The organism is Pseudomonas bijieensis (assembly GCF_013347965.1).
GTDB classification, from domain to species: Bacteria; Pseudomonadota; Gammaproteobacteria; order Pseudomonadales; family Pseudomonadaceae; genus Aquipseudomonas; species Aquipseudomonas bijieensis.
On the sequence record NZ_CP048810.1, the window covers coordinates 2,535,088 to 2,555,517 of the forward strand.

Below are 20,430 nucleotides of genomic sequence, written 5' to 3' on the forward strand. Positions count from 1 at the left end.
TCGCTTTATTCCGATCCGCCCGGGGCATTGAAGCTCAAAACCACGGGACCGGCATTTATAGCCGCGAAGTTTGCCACAAACGCTGGCGTTTGGCCCATTCTCAGTGAGCTACACCAACTAACCCTGTGGGAGCGAGCCTGCTCGCGATAGCGGTGGTTTACTCAGTATTTATGTCGACTGACACAACGCTATCGCGAGCAGGCTCGCTCCCACAGGGGTTAGTAGTGTTCATCTGGTTTGTGGCATCAGGCCTCCACCTGCCCCCACTGCTTACTCAAGCGCTTATCGGAAATCGGCACCTTGGTCCCCAACTGCTGGGCGAACAGCGACACCCGGTACTCCTCCAGCCACCAGCGATACAGCTCCAGTTGCGGATCGCGCTTGCCTTCCTGGAGGTGTTTGCTGGCGCGGGTCTGGTATTGGGCCCAGAGGTTCGACAGTTCGCCGCTCCAGACCCGGTCTTTCTGCACCTGGCTGCCCAGTTTCTCGAAGCGTTGCTCGATGGCCTTGAGGTAGCGCGGCAGTTCCTTGAGCCATTGATGGGGGGTTTCGCGGACGAAGCCCGGATACACCAGGTGGCTGAGCTGTTGCTTGATGTCGTTCAACGCCACGGCCTGGGCCAGGTCGATCTTGCCCTTGAAGCGTTTTTGCAGGCCGTGCCAGAGCTTGAGGATGTCCAGGGTCAGCTTCGCCAGGCGTTCGGCGTGTTCGGTCCAGCCGCCACGCTTGCGCTCGGCCAGGGAAGCCAGCGCTGCGCCGTCACGGGGCAGGCTCGCTTCGCCTTCGAGCACGCAACTGTCGAGGCTGACCAGCAGGATGTCTTCCACCAGGCTGTCGATGCGACCCAGGTCGCGGTACAACAGGCCCAGCTCCGTCAGGCCGGGCAGCTTGCCGCGCTGGAACTTGGCCGACTCGGCCAATTGCTGCATCAACAAGCGCTGCAAGGCACGACGATGCTGGAACTCGGCTTCGGCCGGGGTCGGGAATCGCCCTTCCTTGACCACGCCGCCCTCTTCCACCAGCGCCGGGTAGACCGTCATCGACAGCCCGGCGATCTTCTGTTGGGTTTTCTCCGCCACCGGTGCGAAAACCTTCGCCTCCACCGGTGCCTGGCTCTTCGCCGTTTGCGGCACGGCCAAGGCCGCCTGGCTGGCTTCGGCAAAGCGCGCCGTCAGTTCGGCCAGGTCGCGACCTTCGCCAAGGAACTTGCCCTGGCCGTCGACGATTTCCAGGTTCATACGCAGATGGCTTTCCACCTGCTGCGCCGCTTCCGCCCAGGCTTCGTCGCTGACCCGCGCGCCGGTCATGCGCAGCAGTTCGCGGCCCAGGGATTGCGGCAACGAGCCTTCGGCGAAGGTGATGCGTTGCAGTGCGGCCTTGACGAAGTCCGGCACCGGCACGAAGTTCTTGCGCAAGGCCTTGGGCAGGTTGCGCACCAGGGCGATGCACTTGGCCTCGATCATTCCCGGCACCAACCAATCCAGGCGTTCCGGCGGCAGCATTGGCAACAGCGGCGCCGGTACCCGCAGCGTCACGCCATCACGAGGATGGTTGGGCTCGAAGTGATAGCTCAACGGCAAGGTCAGATCGCCGACGCGCAATGTGTCCGGGTAGTACGCGGCCGTGACTTCACTGGCCTCGCGGGCCAGCACGTCTTCTTCGCGCATGATCAGTAGCTGCGGATCTTTCTGGCTGTTGATCCGGTACCAGCTGTCGAAGGTCGCGGTCTGGTGGATCTCGGCCGGCAAACGCGCATCGTAGAAAGCGAACAGGGTTTCTTCGTCCGCCAGGATGTCACGGCGGCGGGCCTTGGCTTCCAGTTCGTCGAGCTGCTCCAGCAACTTGGTATTGGCGTCCAGGCACTTGGCCTTGGACTGGATCTCACCGCGCACCAACGCCTCACGGATGAACAGCTCCCGCGACACCACCGGGTCCACCGGCCCGTAATGCACCGGTCGCCGACCGACGACAATCAGCCCGAACAGGGTGATCTGCTCATACGCCACCACTTGCCCGCGCTTCTTCTCCCAATGGGGTTCGAAGTGGTTTTTCTTGATCAAGTGCCCGGCCAGCGGCTCGATCCAGTCCGGCTCGATCTTGGCTACCATGCGCGCGTAGAGCTTGGTGGTTTCCACCAGCTCAGCGGTCATCAACCACTGCGGACGCTTCTTGCCCAGGCCCGACGAGGGGTGGACCCAGAACCGCCGCTGACGGGCGCCGAGGTAGTCGCCGTCTTCGGTTTTCTGGCCGATCTGGCTCAACAGGCCCGAGAGCACCGCCTTGTGCAGTTTCGGGTAATCGGCCGGGTCTTTGTTGAGGCTCAACTGCATGTCGCGGCAGATCAGACTCAACTGGCGATGGGAATCACGCCATTCACGCAGGCGCAGGTAGTTGAGGAAGTTCTTGCGACACCAGTTGCGCAGCGGGCTGGCGGTCAGGGCCTGGCGCTGCTCTTCGAAACCGCGCCACAGGTTGACCAGCCCGGCAAAGTCCGAGTCCGCATCCTTCCACTGGGCGTGGGCCTGGTCGGCCGCTTGTTGACGCTCAGGCGGGCGCTCGCGCGGGTCCTGGATCGACATGGCGCTGGCGACGATCAGCACTTCCTGCAAACTGCCCAGCTTCGCCGCTTCCAGCAGCATGCGGCCCATGCGCGGGTCCACCGGCAGGCGCGCCAACTGGCGACCGAGTGGGGTCAGTTGACTGTTGCGGTCCACCGCCGACAATTCTTGCAGCAGGTTGAAACCGTCGCTGATGGCCTTGCCGTCCGGCGGCTCGATGAACGGGAAATCGGTGATCTCGCCAAGGCGCAGGTGCAACATCTGCAGGATCACCGCCGCCAGGTTGGTGCGCAAGATCTCCGGGTCGGTGAATTCCGGCCGACCGAGGAAATCCTCTTCGCTGTACAACCGCACACAAATCCCCGGCTCGACCCGTCCGCAGCGACCCTTGCGCTGGTTGGCGCTGGCCTGGGAAATGGCTTCGATGGGCAGGCGCTGGACCTTGGCCCGATAGCTGTAGCGGCTGATGCGCGCGGTGCCGCTGTCGATCACGTAACGGATGCCCGGCACGGTCAGCGAGGTTTCGGCGACGTTGGTCGCCAGGACCACGCGACGGCCTGGATGGGACTGGAAGATCCGTTGCTGTTCGGCCGGCGACAGGCGCGCGTACAGCGGCAGAATCTCGGTGTGCTTGAGTTGGGCCTTGCGCAGCATTTCGGCTGCGTCGCGAATCTCCCGTTCGCCCGGCAGGAACACCAGCACATCCCCGGGGCTGCGGCGCTCGCTGCGCTCGTAGGCGGCGATTTCATCGAGGGTGGCGAGAATCGCCTGGTCGACGGTCAAGTCGTCCTCGACGCGGTTGCCTTCTTCGTCCTGCTCCAGGGTCAGCGGGCGATACCAGGTTTCCACCGGGAAGGTGCGGCCCGAGACTTCCACGATCGGCGCGTCATCGAAATGCTTGGAAAAGCGCTCCAGGTCGATGGTCGCCGAGGTGATGATGACTTTCAGGTCCGGGCGGCGCGGCAGCAGCGTCTTGAGGTAGCCGAGCAGGAAGTCGATGTTCAGGCTGCGCTCGTGGGCTTCGTCGACAATGATCGTGTCGTAGCGTTCGAGGTAGCGGTCGTTCTGGGTCTCGGCCAGCAGGATGCCGTCGGTCATCAACTTGATCAGGGTGTTGGCGTCGCTCTGGTCCTCGAACCGCACCTGATAACCCACCAGCGCCCCCAAGGGGGTGGCCAGTTCCTCGGCCACCCGACTGGCGACGCTGCGGGCAGCGATCCGGCGCGGCTGGGTGTGACCGATCAAGCCATGCTGGCCGCGACCGATTTCCAGGCAGATCTTCGGCAACTGCGTGGTTTTCCCCGAGCCGGTTTCGCCGGCGATGATCAACACCTGATGCTTGAGCAACGCCTGCTTGATTTCGTCGCGCTTGGCGGCAATCGGCAAATTGTCGTCATAGCGGATCACCGGCAAGCTCGCCTTGCGCGCCAGCACCTGATCGCACGACGCCTGCATGCGCGTCACCCACTGGGCCAGCTTGGCCTCGTCGGGTTTCTTGCGCAGCTCAAGCAACTGCCGCCGCAACCGGTGACGGTCGGCGAGCATGGCGTGATCGAGGTTTTTCAGCAGCTTGTCGATAGCGGGGGCTTGGTCAGTCATCAGGTACGCAAGGGTCGTCGGTTTGAGCAGAGGGCGATTGTCGCAGATTTGCGGCTACTGCGCCGACACATGGCAGTCTGCCGGCGGTTCCCTTGTGGGAGCGAGCCTGCTCGCGATGGCGGTGTGTCAGTCGACATGAATGCTGGCTGATCCACTGCTATCGCGAGCAGGCTCGCTCCCACAGGGGATTTGCGTCAAGGATGCCTTTTGTGGAGAGCAGTCGCAGGGTTACTCGTTGTCCAGGTCCTTGCGCCGATACGGGAACACATCGATCACCTTCCCCGCCCGAATCGCCTCTTGCAGGCCTTTCCAGTAATCGGCGTTGTACAACTCACCGTGCAACTGGTCGAACAGCTTGCGCTGCCCCGCGTCGGCGAACAGGAACGGCGGGAATTCTTCGGGGAACACGTCCAGCGGGCCGATGGAATACCAGGGCTCGGAAGCCATTTCGTCTTCCGGCGTGCGGGGCTGGGGGATGTGGCGGAAGTTGGCTTCGGTGAGGAAGCAGATTTCATCATAGTCGTAGAACACCACGCGGCCGTGGCGGGTCACGCCGAAGTTCTTGAGCAGCATGTCGCCGGGGAAGATATTCGCCGCCGCCAGTTGCTTGATCGCCAGGCCATAGTCTTCCAGGGCCTCGCGCACCTGGGCGTCGTTGGCGTTTTCCAGGTACAGGTTCAACGGTGTCATCCGGCGTTCGGTCCAGCAGTGACGGATCAGCACCGTATCGCCTTCCACCGACACCGTGGACGGCGCCACTTCCAGCAGTTCCTCAAGGCACGCCGGCTCGAATTTGCTCAGGGGAAAACGAAAATCGGCGAACTCCTGGGTATCGGCCATGCGCCCGACCCGGTCGACGCTTTTCACTAATCGGTACTTCTCGATCACCGTGGCCCGGTCGACGTTTTTCGACGGCGAGAACCGGTCCTTGATGATCTTGAACACCGTGTTGAAGCCCGGCAGGGTGAACACGCTCATGACCATGCCACGCACACCGGGGGCCATGATGAACTGGTCGTCGGTGTTCGCCAGATGATTGATCAGTGCCCGGTAGAACTCCGATTTGCCGTGCTTGTAGAAACCGATGGAGGTGTACAACTCGGCGATGTGTTTGCCCGGCAGGATGCGCTTGAGAAAGCCGATGAATTCCGCCGGCACTGGCACGTCTACCATGAAGTACGAGCGGGTGAACGAGAAGATGATCGAGACCTGCGCCTCGTCGGTGATCAGCGCATCGATCTGGATACCCCGGCCCTCACGGTGCAACAGCGGGATCACCAGCGGCCATTGATCGTCGCGGGTGTAGATCCGCCCCACCAGGTAGGCCCCCTTGTTGCGATAGAGCACCGAAGAAAACAACTCCACCGTCAGTTCCGGATCCTTGCAGACCCAGTCCGGCAGGTTCTCGCGCAACTGCGCTTCGAGGCGTTGCAGGTCGCCCGGCAAATCGGCGTAGTCCTCGCTGAAACGGTAGTCGGCGAACACGCTCGCCAGTATCCGGTCCAACTGCCCCTGAGGCTTGTAGGTGCGGGTCTGGGCAGCGCGGGCCCGACGCAGGCTGGGCCGGGTGGTGTGGATGAACATGGTGCCGTCGCTGATCAGGTCGTGGCTGAACAACCCGCAGAAGATCGAGTTGTACCAGGTTTCCGACAGCTCATCGTCGAAGCGCAGGTCGATCAGGCTGATGTAGGCGCTTTTGACCAGCGGCCAGCAGCCCACATCCATCAGGGTTTCGGCATCGAAGGCCTTGTGCAGCTTGGCGACGGTTTCGAAGACTTTTTCTTCATACAAGTTGATGCGCGCCGCCGAAGCCGCTTGCGCCTCCAGCCACAGGGCCTGCTCGAACCGGGCGCGGGCGCCATCGGTGATCTGCCGGAAATGCTCACGATAATCGTCGAAGCCGTCGAGGATCGAACGGGCGATTTCAATGGCGGGCCATGGCTGCGGCATAGGTAAACCTCGGCGGGTCATGCTTGTTATTGGCGACTGAGCTTAGAGGCCAATCAGGCGGCAACGCAACCATTGCCATCGCTATTCAGGACGGCGACACTTGCCGCCCGATCAAGGAAGGAATGACTCGTGAACCTCGTCGATATCCTGCGTTTACTGTCACTGGCCGCCATCTGGGGGGCCAGTTTCCTGTTCATGCGCATTATCGCCCCCGTCATTGGCACAATCCCCACTGCTTTTTTTCGCGTGTCCATCGCCTTCGTCGGGTTGCTGGTGATCCTGGCCCTGATGCGCGTCGACTGGAATTTTCGCGGCAAGCTCAAAGTCGTGATGGGGCTGGGCCTGATCAACTCGGGCATTCCGGCAACGTTCTATTCAGTGGCGGCCCAGGTGCTACCGGCCGGTTACTCGGCGATCTTCAACGCCACCACGCCATTGATGGGGGTATTGATCGGCGGTTTGTTCTTCAGCGAAAAACTCACCCTGGCCAAGGTCAGCGGTGTCTGCCTGGGGCTGCTGGGTGTTGGCATCCTGACCCGCGCCGGCCCGGTGGCGTTCGACCTGCAATTGTTGATGGGCGCCCTCGCCTGCCTGCTGGCCACGACCTGCTACGGCTTTGCCGGCTTCCTCACCCGTCGCTGGCTCGATCACCAAGGAGGCCTGGACAGCCGTCTCTCGGCCCTGGGCAGCATGTTCGGTGCCACGGTGTTCTTGCTGCCGCTGTTTGGCTACAGCGTCATCAGCCAGCCACCGGCCAGCTGGGGTGGCTGGAGCGTCTGGTTGTCACTGCTGGGGCTGGGCCTGGTGTGTACCGCCCTGGCATACATTCTTTACTTCCGCTTGCTCAGTTCCATCGGTCCGGTCAAATCGATGACCGTGACCTTCCTGATTCCACCGTTCGGTGTGTTGTGGGGGGCGTTGCTGCTGGATGAGCCGTTGGGGATGGCGCATTTGTATGGCGGGGTGTTGATTGCGGCGGCGTTGTGGTTGGTGCTCAAGCCCGCTGCGGCGAAACCGGCTGAAGTGTCTGCCCGGTAGTTCATCGGTGTGGCTGAAAATGCCATCGCGGGCAAGCCTTGCTCCCACAAGGACTACACATAACCTGTGGGAGCAGGCTTGTACATAACCTGTGGGAGCAAGGCTTGCCCGCGATAGCGGTTGTTCAGTCAGCGAGCATCCAAGGCTCAGCGACTTTTACGAAACACAAACACCAATCCCACGATGATCAGCACCATCCCCAGCAAGCTCAACAACGCCAGCCGATTGCCAAACACCAGGTAGTCCATGATCGCCGTCACCGCCGGCACCAGGTAGAACAGGCTGGTGACATTCACCAGGTTGCCACGGGCGATCAGTCGGTACAGCAGCAACGTCGCCAGCACCGATACCACCAGCCCCATCCACAACACCGGCACGAAGAACCCCGTGCTGTATTCGAAGTGAAACGGCTGGAACGGCACGAACACCGCGCACAGTAACAATCCGGCCAGGTATTGCACCGGCAGCGTACCCAGTGGGTTGTCGGTGATGCGCTTCTGCATGATGGAACCGGCCGTCATGCTCACCAGTGCCAGCAACCCGCACACCATCCCCGCCAGGGACATGCCCGCCAGGCCAATGCCTTGGTACACCACCATGACCAACCCGACCAACCCCAGCACCAGGCCGAACATCCGCGACCAGGATCGCTGACGTTCCATGAGCACCACGGTCAGGATCGGTTGCACGCCCATCAGGGTTGCCATGACCCCGGGAGTGACACTCATTTGCAGCGCCAGCAGATAAAAAATCTGGTAGGCGCCCAGCAGCACCAACCCGGTGGTTGCCGCGTACAGCATCGGCTTGCCGGTCTTGGGCAGCTTGAACTTGAGCAACGGAATCAACAGCACCAACGCAAACAGCGCAATGGCAAAACGGATCAGCAAAAAGGCGAAGGGTGAAGCGTGGGCCAGGCCCAGCTTGGAAAAGATCGCCCCACTGCTCCACAGAAAAACGAACAGGCTCGTGGAAGCCGCCGCCAATAAGGCGTTTTTGGAAAGGGAAAACATGGATACCACCTGTAGTCAGGCAAAAAGCCAACTCAGCCGAGGCTGAAGTCCAGTAGTTTTTTTCAGGCGGGCACAGGGGATGGCAACCGTTGCCGATCAGCCCTGAATGCCAACACCCGGCGGTGATACGACGGCGTACACCGATGAGCTACGGACAGGTGGGGGGTATTGACCGATCTGCGCAGGCTGCTGATTCCCACACGGCACGACGCCAGCGTTGAACGCTGGAACCACGACCGCGATGACAGGGGATGCAGGCATGAGCCGATCTCTTGAAGAGTGGGTTCGAAAACCCGAAGAGCGCTGACTATAACCAGCGCCCGAGGGACTATGCAATATTTAAACGAACAACCAATAACCAAGCGCCGTGAGCACCACCACCGCCAACACGGGCCGCATCACCCGGTACGCCTTGGGATGCTTGCGCTTGAATTGCTTGACCCGGCCACTGATGCCGTCGCTGAACGACTTGCTCCAGGCATACGCCCGGTTGATGCCGCCGACGTGTTCATCGTCCAGGTTCTGCGGCGCGGTGGCGCGGCCGAGGAAAGCGCTGATGGTACGGTTGAGGCGGGTCATCAAGCGGCTTTTCAAGGGCCGCTCGACATCACAGAAAAGGATCACGCGGGTCTGCGGGGTTTCGTTCTTCACCCAGTGCACATAGGTTTCATCGAACATGACGTCTTCGCCATCGCGCCAGGCGTAGATCTGGCCGTCGACGAAGATCCGGCAATCATCGGAATTGGGCGTGGACAGCCCCAGGTGATAACGCAACGAACCGGCAAAGGGGTCTCGATGTGGATTCAGGTGGCTGCCACCCGGCAGCAGGGCAAACATCGCGCCCCGCACGTTGGGGATCTGGTTGACCAGCTCGACAGTCCTGGGGCACAGCAACTCAGCCGACGGCAGCGGTTTGTCGTACCATTTGAGGTAGAAACGCTTCCAGCCCTTCTTGAAGAACGAGCCAAAACCTGCGTCGTTGTTCTTCTCGGCAGCGCGAATATAGCCCTCGTCGAACAAGTGCATGGCCTCGTCGCGAATGACTTGCCAGTTATCCTTGAGCACATCCAGCTCGGGAAACTTGCTGCGGTCCAGGTAAGGTTTCGAGGGTACGCCGGAGAACAGGTACATCAAGGTGTTATAGGGGGCGAACAGCGCCGAGTGGTTGACGAACTGGCGCAACATCGGCAAACGCGCCTTACCGCGCAAATGCACATAAAGCGTACTGCCCAAAAACAGCAGCAACACTGAGGCCTTGGCGGCAAACGAAACGGTCATTTTACAACTCCTTGTCCAAAAACAACTTACGCAACGCCAACTGCCCGACGTAGCCGAGGGCCATGGTAAAGCCTCATGGCCCAGGTAAAAACCGTCTGACGCAACATTTTCTGTTGAGTGAAACGCAACAATCACTTTCTAACAGGGGCCGCCTGAACCTTGGCTGACGCCGGGTTAAACAACCCCTCTTCTTAGACCTTGTATTACCCTGTGGCGAGGGGATTTATCCCCGTTGGGTTGCGAAGCAGCCCCCAAACCTGACACCTCGTCTATTGAGAGTAACTGGTCCTCCGAGGGACTGCTACGCAGTCCAACGGGGATAAATCCCCCCTCGCCACAACAAGATCCACTCACCACCGCAAAGGTCCACTCACCACCGCAGTGAATTCACGGTTACTGCTGAATCTCCTGCTCGGTAAACAGATCACTGAACAACATGCTCGACAAGTACCGCTCGCCCGAGTCCGGCAGGATCACAACGATGGTCTTGCCCTGCATTTCCGGTTTCTCCGCCAGGCGCACGGCCACGGCCATCGCCGCGCCACAAGAGATCCCGCAGAGGATTCCCTCCTCCTGCATCAAGCGCAGGGCCATCGCCTTGGACTCGTCGTCGGAGACCCGCTCGACCTGGTCGACGATCGACAGATCGAGGTTCTTCGGCACGAACCCGGCACCGATCCCCTGGATCTTGTGAGGGCTGGGCTTGATCTCCTGGCCCGCCATCGCCTGGGTAATCACCGGCGAAACCTCGGGCTCTACCGCCACCGACAGGATCGGTTTGCCACAGGTGTTCTTGATATACCGCGAAACCCCGGTAATGGTTCCGCCGGTGCCCACGCCCGCGACGAGCACATCCACCGCGCCATCGGTGTCGTTCCAGATTTCCGGTCCGGTGGTTTTTTCGTGGATCGCCGGGTTCGCCGGGTTATCGAACTGCTGCGGCATGAAGTATTTGGATGGATCGCTGGCCAGGATCTCGGTGGCTTTCTCGATGGCACCCTTCATTCCCTTCGCCGGCTCGGTGAGCACCAGCTCAGCACCCAGGGCCTTGAGCACCTTGCGCCGCTCGATGCTCATGGAAGCGGGCATGGTCAGCATCAGCTTGTAGCCACGGGCGGCGGCGACGAACGCCAGGCCAATACCGGTGTTGCCCGAAGTCGGTTCGACGATGGTCATGCCAGGCTTGAGTTTGCCCGAGCTTTCAGCGTCCCAGATCATGTTCGCGCCGATCCGGCATTTGACCGAATACCCCGGGTTACGCCCCTCGATCTTGGCCAGGATGGTCACACCGCGCGGCGCAATGCGGTTGATCTGTACCAGTGGCGTATTACCGATGGAATGGGCGTTGTCAGCGAATATACGGCTCATGGCTGGGTCCTTAATGCGGCGGGAATTTAAGCCTTTAAAGGTATGCCTGTTGCCCATGGGCGTCCAGTTTCACCGAACGTTCCCATTGTTGCGACAGTCAATGGCAGTAGAAGGCGCTCCCCCAACAAACGCTGGAGACTGACTGACATGAAGCGTCGATACAGCTGGCCACTGTGGGTTTTCGCCACCATCGTCGCGGTGCTGGTGGCCCTGCATTTCACCCTGCCTTATCTGGTGCGCAACTATCTGAACGACAAACTGGCCGACATGGGCGACTACCGTGGCCAGGTTCTCGATGTAGACCTGGCGCTTTGGCGCGGGGCCTACCGGATCAATGGCCTGAAAATCGTCAAGGTCGACGGCAAGGTCCCGGTGCCGTTCGTCGATGCGCCGTTGATCGACTTGTCCGTGAGCTGGCATTCGCTGTGGTACGACCATGCGGTGGTGGCCGAAGTGGAGTTTGCCCGTCCCGAAGTGAACTTCGTCGACGGTGGGGCCAACCGACAGAACTCCCAGACCGGTCAAGGCACCAACTGGCGCGAGCAACTGGAAAAACTGCTGCCCATCACCTTCAACGAAGTGCGCATCAGGGATGGCAAGGTCACCTTTCGCAATTTCAATTCCAAGCCACCGGTCAACCTGCGGGCCACCGACGTCAACGCCAGCTTCTACAACCTGACCAACGTGGTCGACACAAAAGGCAAGCGCGACGCCCGTTTCGAAGGCAAGGCTCTGGTGGCCGAACATGCGCCCCTGGAAATGCAGGCCACCTTCGACCCCTTGAGCAACTTCGAAGATTTCGATTTTCGCCTGCGGGCCAGGAACATCGAACTCAGGCGCCTTAACGACTTCGCCGCGGCCTATGGCAAATTCGATTTCAACGCCGGCCACGGCGACCTGGTGGTCGAGGCCGAAGCCGACAATGCCCGGCTCAGCGGCTACATCAAGCCATTGCTGCGTGATGTCGATGTGTTCGACTGGCAGCAGGACGTGGAAAACCAGAACAAAAACATCTTCCGCTCGGTCTGGGAAGCGCTGGTCGGCACAGGCGAAACGGCCCTCAAGAACCAGCGCAAGAACCAGTTCGCCACTCGGGTGGAACTCAGCGGCAATGTTCACCAGCAGGACATCAGCGCCTTCGAAGCCTTCCTGCAGATTTTGCGCAACGGTTTCGTCCAGGCCTTCAATGCCCGTTATGAACAACCACCGCCGGCGACCGACTAGGTGTCCGTGGCTTTTTTTTTGTGGCGAGGGGATTTATCCCCGCTGGGCTGCGCAGCTCAACGGGGATAAATCCCCCTCGCCACAAGACTGAGTCAACATGTGACGCTCCATTCAGAGACTGAATACAGCGTCTGCGTTCACAGTCGGCGGGGCGTCGCGTTATAGTCGGGCACGATATTTATTTCGCGCGCCCCGCCTCGCCGGGCCGGCGACACGTTCGAGGAAATTGCAGATGAAGTTCGAAGGCACCAGCGCCTACGTGGCCACCGATGACCTGAAACTGGCCGTGAACGCCGCCATCACCCTGGAGCGGCCGTTGCTGGTCAAGGGCGAACCGGGCACCGGCAAGACCATGCTCGCCGAACAACTGGCCGAGTCCTTCGGCGCGCGCCTGATCACCTGGCACATCAAGTCCACCACCAAAGCCCACCAGGGCCTGTACGAGTACGACGCGGTCAGCCGCCTGCGGGACTCGCAGTTGGGCGTGGACAAAGTCCACGACGTACGCAACTACCTGAAGAAGGGCAAGCTCTGGGAAGCCTTCGAGTCCGAAGAGCGGGTGATCCTGCTGATCGACGAAATCGACAAGGCCGACATCGAGTTCCCCAATGACCTGCTGCAAGAACTCGACAAGATGGAGTTCTACGTCTACGAGACCGACGAAACCATCAAGGCCAAGCAACGGCCGATCATCATCATTACCTCCAACAACGAGAAGGAACTGCCCGATGCGTTCCTGCGCCGCTGCTTCTTCCACTACATCGCCTTCCCCGACCGCGTCACCCTGCAGAAAATCGTCGATGTGCATTACCCGGACATCAAGAAAGACCTGGTCAGCGAAGCGCTGGACGTGTTCTTCGACGTGCGCAAAGTGCCGGGCCTGAAGAAGAAACCTTCCACTTCCGAACTGGTGGACTGGCTCAAGCTGCTGATGGCCGACAACATCGGTGAAGCGGTACTGCGCGAGCGAGATCCGACCAAGGCCATCCCGCCGCTGGCCGGTGCCCTGGTCAAGAACGAACAGGACGTGCAATTGCTCGAGCGCCTGGCGTTCATGAGCCGTCGCGGCACTCGCTGATCCTCTTCGTTTAACAAGAGCGAGGGCGATTGCCATGCTGCTTAACCTGTTCAATGAAATGCGCGCCGCCAAGGTGCCCGTGTCGGTGCGTGAACTGCTGGACCTGATCAACGCGCTGGAACAGCGGGTGATCTTCGCCGACATGGACGAGTTCTATTACCTGTCCCGGGCGATCCTGGTGAAGGACGAACGGCATTTCGACAAGTTCGACCGGGCGTTCGCCGCGTACTTCAATGGCCTGGAGAAACTCGACGACCATCTCCAGGCGCTGATCCCCGAAGACTGGTTGCGCAAGGAATTCGAGCGGTCACTGACTGACGAAGAGCGGGCGCAGATCCAGTCCCTGGGTGGCCTGGACAAGCTGATCGAAGAATTCAAGAAGCGCCTGGAGGAACAGAAGGAACGCCATGCCGGCGGTAACAAGTGGATCGGCACTGGCGGCACCAGCCCATTCGGCTCCGGCGGCTTCAACCCCGAGGGCATTCGTGTCGGCGACGCCGGCAAGCGCCAGGGCAAAGCCGTGAAGGTCTGGGACCAGCGTGAGTACAAGAACCTCGACGACCAGGTGGAACTGGGCACGCGCAATATCAAGATCGCCCTGCGCCGCCTGCGCAAGTTCGCCCGCCAGGGTGCGGCCGAAGAGCTGGACATCGACGGCACCATCGACCACACCGCCCGGGACGCCGGCTTGTTGAACATCCAGATGCGCCCGGAGCGACGCAACACGGTCAAGTTGTTGCTGCTGTTCGACATCGGCGGCTCGATGGATGCCCACGTGAAGATCTGCGAAGAACTGTTCTCGGCCTGCAAGACCGAGTTCAAGCACCTGGAGTATTTCTACTTCCACAACTTCGTCTACGAATCGGTGTGGAAGAACAATCTGCGCCGCACTTCGGAGCGCACCTCGACCCAGGACTTGCTGCACAAATACGGCGCCGACTACAAAGTGATCTTCATCGGTGACGCCGCCATGGCGCCCTATGAAATCACCCAGGCCGGGGGCAGCGTCGAACACTGGAACGAAGAAGCCGGTTATGTGTGGATGCAGCGCTTCATGGAAAAGTACAAGAAGCTCATCTGGATCAACCCTTACCCCAAGGACACCTGGGGTTACACCGCCTCGACCAATATCGTGCGCGAGTTGGTGGAAGACCGGATGTATCCGCTGACCTTGCGAGGGTTGGAGGAAGGAATGCGGTTTCTTTCCAAATAAGATTTATTGGTGCCCTTCAGGGCCTCATCGCGAGCAGGCTCGCTCCCACAAGGGGTCTTGTGTACGACGAAGATCCAGTGTGAGAGCGAGCCTGCTCGCGATGCTTTTAGCGGTTTAACAGCCCCCGCAGGCACTCCACCTGCTGCCGATGCGCAACCTCCTGCATCACTGGCCGCAAGCGCACCTGCGTCCCCGGCAGGCATTGCGCCAGCCGAGCCAGGGCCAATGGGGTCAAGGCACCCAGACGTGGGTAGCCACCGATGGTTTGCCGATCGTTGAGCAGCACGATCGGCTGGCCGTCCGGCGGCACCTGCACAGCGCCCAGGGGGATGCCTTCGGAAATCATCGCCGGCCCCTGATACTCCAGGGCCGTGCCCAGCAAGCGGATGCCCATGCGGTCGGCGCGACTGTCCAGCGTCCACGGCGCGTTAAACGCATCGAACAGGCTCCGTCCACTGAACGCCCCGTTCTGCGCCCCCAGGATCAGGTCCAGCGGCTGTGCTGGCTGGAAATCCGGAATCAGCGCGTGCGGCATGGGCCGAGGCATCGCCGAGCCTGAATAGCTCAAGTGCGCACCGCGACTCAACGCCCGCCCTCGTCCATCCAGGCCACCAAGTTCCTCACGCACCACCGTCGCCTGGCTACCCAACACCGCCGGCGCATTGAAACCGCCGGGGGCTGCCAGGTAGGCCCGGGCACCGAGCACGGGCTGGGTGAGCGCCAGCACCTGGCCTTTGCGCAAGCTGAAAAAGCGCCAGGACGCCACCGCCTGGCCGTCTATCCGTGCACCCAGGTCCGCACCGGCCAGCGCCAGCACGCAATCCTCTTCGGCCACTACGGTGAAGCCGCCGAGGGTAATTTCCACCACCGTCGCCCCCAGGGCATTGCCAAGCATCCAATTGGCCCAGGCCATCGACAACCAGTCCGCCGCGCCGCCCTGGGTCACGCCCAGATGCCTCACGCCAAAACGACCGGCGTCCTGCAACAGGCACAGTGGGGTACTGGCCTCGATCAACAAGCGGCTCATGCCTGGGCCTCCAACGGTGTGTCGTCGCCACCCAGCGCGATGAATTCGCCATGGTCCACCGGAGCAAAACGCACCGTGTCCCCCGGCTGCATCAGGCTGTAGCCGTCGCGCTCGCGATCAAACAGTTTGGCCGGGGTGCGACCGATCAGGTTCCAGCCGCCGGGCGACACCACCGGATACGCCGCAGTCTGGCGCTCGGCGATGCCGACGCTGCCTGCCGCCACGCGTTTGCGCGGCGTGCCTAAGCGCGGTGCGGCCAGTTCCTCGTCCACCAGCCCCATGAAGGCGAAGCCGGGGGCGAAGCCCAAGGCAAACACCTGGTACTCGCGCTCGCTATGGCGGCGGATCACCTGGGCGACCGTCAAGCCACTGCGGCTCGCCAGCAGGTCCAGCTCGGGTCCGACACGGGGGTCGTACCACACCGGCAGCACGTGACACTGGCCGGCAGCCTGGGCATCCGGTGAAAGATTATTCAGCGCCTCGCCGACCAGATCACGCGCCTGCGCCGGGGTCAGGGCGAGCAAATCGTAGTGCACCATCAACGTGGTATAGGACGGCACCAGGTCGATCAGATCCTCGGCAAACACCGCCCGCAGGCGTTCGCTGGCGGCGAGCATCCAGGGCATGTTGGCCTCGGCGATCTCATCGAACAGGCGCACCATCAGGCAGTCCACCGCCACCACTTCCAAGCGTGGTTTCATGGTGCACTCTGCCGGTCCAGGGCTTCGCGGATGCGTTGCACGGCCGCCACGGAGCTGGCGTTGTCGCCGTGCACACACAGGGTGTTGGCCTTCAGGTGCAAGGCGCTGCCATCACTGGCGGTCAACGCATCGCCGCGGGCGATGGTCAGGGCCTGCCCGATAATCACCTCGGGCTCGTGGTGCACCGCACCCGGCGTTTGCCGCGAAACCAGGCGACCGGCACTGTCATAGGCGCGATCAGCGAAGGCTTCGAACCACAGGGTCAGGCCGTATTCGTCGCCCAGGGCCTGGGCGGCACTGTTGTCCCGGGTCGCCATGAGCATCAACGGCAACTGCCGATCATAGGCTGCGACGGCCTGGATCACGGCACGCAGTTGCGTCGGGTTGGCCATCATGTCGTTGTACATCGCCCCATGAGGCTTGACGTAGCTGACCCGTCCGCCCTGAGCCCGGCAAATGCCGTCGAGGGCGCCGATCTGGTAGTGCAGCAAGTCCTGCAACTCCTGGGCGCCATAGGCCATGGAGCGGCGACCGAAGCCCGCCAGGTCCTGATAGGCCGGGTGCGCACCGATCCGCACGCCGTGGCTCAGGGCCAGGCTGACGGTTTTGCGCATGATGCTCGGGTCGCCGGCGTGAAAGCCGCAGGCGATGTTGGCGCAATCGATGAAGGGCATCACCTCGGCGTCCAGACCCATGGTCCAGCTGCCGAAGCTTTCGCCGATGTCGCAGTTCAATAGCAGGCGGTTCACGGTGAACGCTCCTGTAGGTTCTTTCTTTGTTTAACTGTGAGGCACGTGCCCCGCAGGTTATCAGTTACTCGGCTTCCAACTGCTTGCCCTGGGTTTCCGGCAGGCTCAGGGCCGCCAGAATCACGACGCCATAGGACACCGCCGCAAATGCGCCGATACCCACGCTCAGCGGCACCTTCTGGCTCAAAATACCGATCAACAGCGGGAACAATGCCGCCACCGCCCGGCCAATGTTGTAGCAGAAACCCTGACCCGAACCACGAATGCGTGTAGGGAACAGTTCGGTGAGGAACGAGCCCATGCCGCTGAACATCCCCGACGCGAAGAACCCCAGGGGAAAGCCCAGCCAGAGCATCACGTTATTGCTCACCGGCACCTGGGTATACAGGAGGACGATGGTGAACGAGCCGATGGCGTACAGGACGAAGTTCTTTTTCCGACCCAGGATATCCGACAGGTACGCGCTGATGACGTAACCCACGTAGGAACCGACGATCACCATCGCCAGGTAGCCACCGGTACTCAATACACTCAATCCACGTTCATTCTTGAGGAACGTCGGCAGCCAGGACGTGATGGCGTAGTAGCCGCCCAGGGCACCGGTGGTCAGCAGCGAGGCGCGAAGGGTGGTAAAGAGGATGCCGGGGGCAAAAATCTCGTAGAACTTCGCGGGGTTTTCCGGCGTCAACCGGGCCTTGGTCTGGTTATAGACTTCCGGATCCTTGACCAGCCGGCGAACGAAAATCACGAACACCGCCGGGACAATGCCAAGGATGAACAAGGCACGCCAGGCATCCTCCGGTGGCAGTACCGAGAACAGCAGCGCATATAAAATCGCCGTCATGCCCCAGCCCAGCGCCCAGCCCGACTGCACCATGCCCACTGCCTTGCCGCGATCCTTGGCGCGGATCACCTCGCCCATCAACACCGCGCCGGCAGTCCATTCACCGCCGAAGCCAAAGCCCATCAGCGTGCGGGCGATCAACAGTTGTTCATAGTTCTGGGCAAAGCCACAGAGGAAAGTGAAGAACGCGAACCACAGCACCGTCAGCTGCAGGGTGCGCACCCGACCGATGCGGTCGGAAAGTATGCCCGCCACCCAGCCACCGATGGCCGAAGCGATCAAGGTGCTGGTGTGGATCAGCCCTGCCTGGCCGGTGGTGATGCCCCACATCGCGATCAGGGTCGGCACCACGAAACTGAGCATTTGCGTGTCCATGCCGTCCAGGGCGTAGCCGATCTTGCAACTCCAGAATGTGCGACGTTCCTGCTGGTTGATGTTGCGATACCAATCGAACGGGCCAGAACGGGCCTGGGGTTGGGGGGACGCCGAGCGTGTCGGGTGCACTCATGGTGGTTCTCCACGGTTTTATTGTTCTTGAGTCTCGACGACGCTGACGTGGAGACCGTTGCCCCGATTCTTGAGCGCACGGCCGATCCCGTCCAACGAATAAAACCTTGGCTGGGTCATAAGAAAAACTTGATTGGGCAGAACATCGCCAACAAAGGCGAACCGCTTTTGTGGCGAGGGAGCTTGCTCCCGCTGGGCTGCGCAGCAGACCCGAAAGGCGCGATATCACCTGCCTGAAACTGCGCGGAGTCAGTTTTTGGGGCCGCTGCGCGCCCCAGCGGGAGCAAGCTCCCTCGCCACAGGAGCCGACCCTATACCTGCTCCAGACAAAAAAACTTTGATCCGAGCGGTGGTTACAACCCGCGCAAATCGCGCTCTTCGATCGGCCGGCTCTGGCGCAGACGCTTGCCGCCCAACACCACCCAATCGATCAGGCGGAACAGGCATTCCAGGCCGAACGACAGCAGCATCGCACCGCTGATGCCCCAGATCATCGCCTCGGGAGTCAGCAGGATCTGGTAGCTGTAGCCGTTCCAGGTTTCCTTGCGAATGTCCGGGTCGGCGGCCAGCGCCACTTGCAGAAAGCGGATGTACCACGGGCCTTGCATCGCCTGGAATTGCTTGTCCAAAGCCTGCTGGCGTACGAGCAAGGTGTTCAGGCTGTCGGCATCGCTGCGGAAGATCGGGTCCTCGCTGGCGCGGTAATGGGCCACCAGGGCCTGCATGTCGCCCTTGAAGAACTGGTTGGCGGTGCCCTGGAACCCTTGCAGGCCGGTTTGCGCCTCGATCAGGTGAGCCTCGACCCGCTTGGCGTAATCATTGATGAAGCCCGGCACCTGGACCCCAACCAGCAGGCCCACCGCGAACAACACCAGGCGTAGATAACTGAGCAACATAACGTGACGTCCTTATTCGGTCCGACCGTGACTGACGCATTCGCCGCGTCGCCACAGGCTCCATTGGCCCGGCTCGTAGCGGGTCCAGGTTTCGTTTTCGGTCAAGGGTTCGGTGGCAATCACCGTGACCACGTCGTTGGGTGTGGTTTCAGCCTGGAAGTCGACAATCACATCCACATCCTTGAGCCGTGCCGGGCCGAACGGCGCGCGACGGGTAATCTGAGCCAGTTTGGTCGAGCAATAGCAGAACAGCCAGTCGCCATCGCTGAGCAGGCAGTTGAACACGCCCTTGCTGCGGTATTCGGTGCAGGCCTGGATCAACGACGGTAGCAACTGTTCCACCTCCACCGGCTCGGGGAAGGCCTGGCGCACGCGGTTGAGCAGATCGCAGAAGGCCGCTTCGCTGTCGGTGTCGCCCACTGGCCGGTAGAAACTGACCTCAGGCTGGAAGTCGGCGAGCTGGCCGTTGTGGGCAAAGCACCAGTTACGCCCCCACAACTCACGCACGAACGGGTGCGTGTTGGACAGGCAGACCTTGCCGACGTTGGCCTGGCGAATATGCCCGATCACCACTTCGCTCTTGATCGGATAGCGCTGCACCAGATTCGCCACTTCCGATTCGCTGCTGGCGGCCGGGTCCTGGAACAGGCGCAGGCCGCGGCCTTCATAGAAGGCGATGCCCCAACCATCCCGGTGCGGCCCGGTCTTGCCGCCGCGCTGCATCAGCCCGGTAAAGCTGAACACGATGTCGGTCGGCACATTGGCGCTCATGCCCAATAACTCACACATGCTCGAACTCTCGCTTCAAAGGGCAGGCCCGGTTACAGGCGCGGTTCGATACGCGAACGCTGGGGGTTACTCGGCACGGGCGGGCGACCGTAACGGTCATCACCGGCCACGCCGAACGGCGGCTCATCGTCGGGCTCATCGGCCGCAGCGGCGGCTTTTGCGGCGGCGGCCCGTTCCTTGCGAGCGTTGGCGGAACGCTCGATGGGGAAGCGGATCAACACGATCACCAGATAGAGGCCGAAGGCAATCATGCCGTACATGAGCAGATCGGACGCTGCTCGCCAGACGTTGTTGCCGACCTTGAACAGTACGTCCAGGGCGACAATGGCCAAGGCCGGGGCAACTTTGTCCTTCACCGGGTCGACGATGGTGGGGCTGAACAGCAACACCGCCATCAGCAACCGCAGCGGTTCGCGCAACCAGCGCCACATCCAGCGGGTCATGCGCATCCACACCAGCAGGCAGCCCAGGGCGGCGAAGGCGTAGAGGCCCCAGGCGATCAGATAGTCATTCTCGGTCATGGTGTCCATGGCAAGGCAGGCAAAGAGACGCTTATAGTAACGGCTTTTCGCTCGTCAGGCTGCCCCGGCGTCTGGCGAAT

At 61.4% G+C, this 20,430-nt stretch carries 16 protein-coding genes; 4 read left to right on the forward strand and 12 right to left on the reverse strand.

Going from position 1 to position 20,430, the window contains the following annotated elements; translation table 11 throughout:
• Positions 1-245: 245 nt before the first annotated feature.
• The gene (gene hrpA / locus GN234_RS10900; protein WP_176688459.1) at positions 246-4,157 is read right to left on the reverse strand and encodes an ATP-dependent RNA helicase HrpA; all 3,912 of its coding nucleotides are present in this window, start codon (positions 4,155-4,157) and stop codon (positions 246-248) included.
• 228 nt (positions 4,158-4,385) lie between these two features.
• Positions 4,386-6,107: a bifunctional isocitrate dehydrogenase kinase/phosphatase gene (aceK, locus tag GN234_RS10905; RefSeq protein ID WP_109755837.1), complete on the reverse strand. Its 1,722-nt coding sequence runs from the start codon at positions 6,105-6,107 to the stop codon at positions 4,386-4,388.
• A 129-nt stretch (positions 6,108-6,236) separates the two neighbouring features.
• Here aceK and GN234_RS10910 point away from each other — a divergent pair, with 129 nt between their 5' ends.
• The gene (locus GN234_RS10910; RefSeq protein ID WP_176688460.1) at positions 6,237-7,145 is read left to right on the forward strand and encodes a DMT family transporter; all 909 of its coding nucleotides are present in this window, start codon (positions 6,237-6,239) and stop codon (positions 7,143-7,145) included.
• A gap of 146 nt (positions 7,146-7,291) precedes the next feature.
• Here the strand turns inward: GN234_RS10910 and GN234_RS10915 are convergent, their stop codons facing one another.
• The 3 genes from GN234_RS10915 to cysK all read right to left on the reverse strand — a co-directional run bounded on the left by GN234_RS10915 (position 7,292) and on the right by cysK (position 10,801).
• Positions 7,292-8,155, reverse strand: coding sequence for a DMT family transporter (locus GN234_RS10915; RefSeq protein ID WP_176688461.1), 864 nt, complete (start codon positions 8,153-8,155; stop codon positions 7,292-7,294).
• 339 nt (positions 8,156-8,494) lie between these two features.
• Entirely contained in the window at positions 8,495-9,433 is a 939-nt protein-coding gene (locus tag GN234_RS10920; RefSeq protein WP_176688462.1) for an aspartyl/asparaginyl beta-hydroxylase domain-containing protein, read from the reverse strand.
• Between the two features lie 393 nt (positions 9,434-9,826).
• Positions 9,827-10,801 (reverse strand): cysteine synthase A, encoded by a 975-nt coding sequence (gene cysK / locus GN234_RS10925; protein ID WP_109755841.1) that lies wholly within the window; start codon positions 10,799-10,801, stop codon positions 9,827-9,829.
• 147 nt (positions 10,802-10,948) lie between these two features.
• Between cysK and GN234_RS10930 the strand changes: the two genes are divergently transcribed.
• From GN234_RS10930 to GN234_RS10940, 3 genes are all read left to right on the forward strand, one after another.
• Complete coding sequence (locus GN234_RS10930) at positions 10,949-12,025, forward strand: DUF748 domain-containing protein (protein WP_176688463.1); 1,077 nt, start codon at positions 10,949-10,951, stop codon at positions 12,023-12,025.
• A 232-nt stretch (positions 12,026-12,257) separates the two neighbouring features.
• Positions 12,258-13,103, forward strand: coding sequence for an AAA family ATPase (locus GN234_RS10935; RefSeq protein WP_003184225.1), 846 nt, complete (start codon positions 12,258-12,260; stop codon positions 13,101-13,103).
• Between the two features lie 34 nt (positions 13,104-13,137).
• On the forward strand, positions 13,138-14,316 hold the full coding sequence (locus GN234_RS10940) for a vWA domain-containing protein (RefSeq protein WP_176688464.1): 1,179 nt from the start codon (positions 13,138-13,140) through the stop codon (positions 14,314-14,316).
• Between the two features lie 106 nt (positions 14,317-14,422).
• Here GN234_RS10940 and GN234_RS10945 read toward each other — a convergent pair whose 3' ends face one another.
• From GN234_RS10945 to GN234_RS10975, 7 genes are all read right to left on the reverse strand, one after another.
• Positions 14,423-15,343 carry a 5-oxoprolinase subunit C family protein gene (locus GN234_RS10945; protein WP_176688465.1) on the reverse strand — a complete coding sequence of 307 codons (921 nt, stop codon included), beginning with the start codon at positions 15,341-15,343 and terminating at the stop codon, positions 14,423-14,425.
• Positions 15,340-16,044 (reverse strand): 5-oxoprolinase subunit PxpB, encoded by a 705-nt coding sequence (pxpB, locus tag GN234_RS10950; protein ID WP_116831691.1) that lies wholly within the window; start codon positions 16,042-16,044, stop codon positions 15,340-15,342. The genes GN234_RS10945 and pxpB overlap by 4 nt, the downstream gene beginning before the upstream one ends.
• Positions 16,041-16,793, reverse strand: coding sequence for a 5-oxoprolinase subunit PxpA (locus tag GN234_RS10955; RefSeq protein ID WP_116831690.1), 753 nt, complete (start codon positions 16,791-16,793; stop codon positions 16,041-16,043). The genes pxpB and GN234_RS10955 overlap by 4 nt, the downstream gene beginning before the upstream one ends.
• Before the next feature lie 64 nt (positions 16,794-16,857).
• Positions 16,858-18,141 carry an MFS transporter gene (locus GN234_RS10960; protein WP_176688466.1) on the reverse strand — a complete coding sequence of 428 codons (1,284 nt, stop codon included), beginning with the start codon at positions 18,139-18,141 and terminating at the stop codon, positions 16,858-16,860.
• A 356-nt stretch (positions 18,142-18,497) separates the two neighbouring features.
• Positions 18,498-19,040, reverse strand: a complete 543-nt coding sequence (locus tag GN234_RS10965; RefSeq protein WP_109755849.1) for a DUF2937 family protein — start codon at positions 19,038-19,040, stop codon at positions 18,498-18,500.
• Between the two features lie 12 nt (positions 19,041-19,052).
• Positions 19,053-19,829, reverse strand: coding sequence for a class II glutamine amidotransferase (locus GN234_RS10970; RefSeq protein WP_116831687.1), 777 nt, complete (start codon positions 19,827-19,829; stop codon positions 19,053-19,055).
• Positions 19,830-19,861: 32 nt separating this feature from the next.
• The gene (locus GN234_RS10975) at positions 19,862-20,359 is read right to left on the reverse strand and encodes an MFS transporter (protein WP_109755851.1); all 498 of its coding nucleotides are present in this window, start codon (positions 20,357-20,359) and stop codon (positions 19,862-19,864) included.
• Between the last annotated feature and the right edge of the window lie 71 nt (positions 20,360-20,430).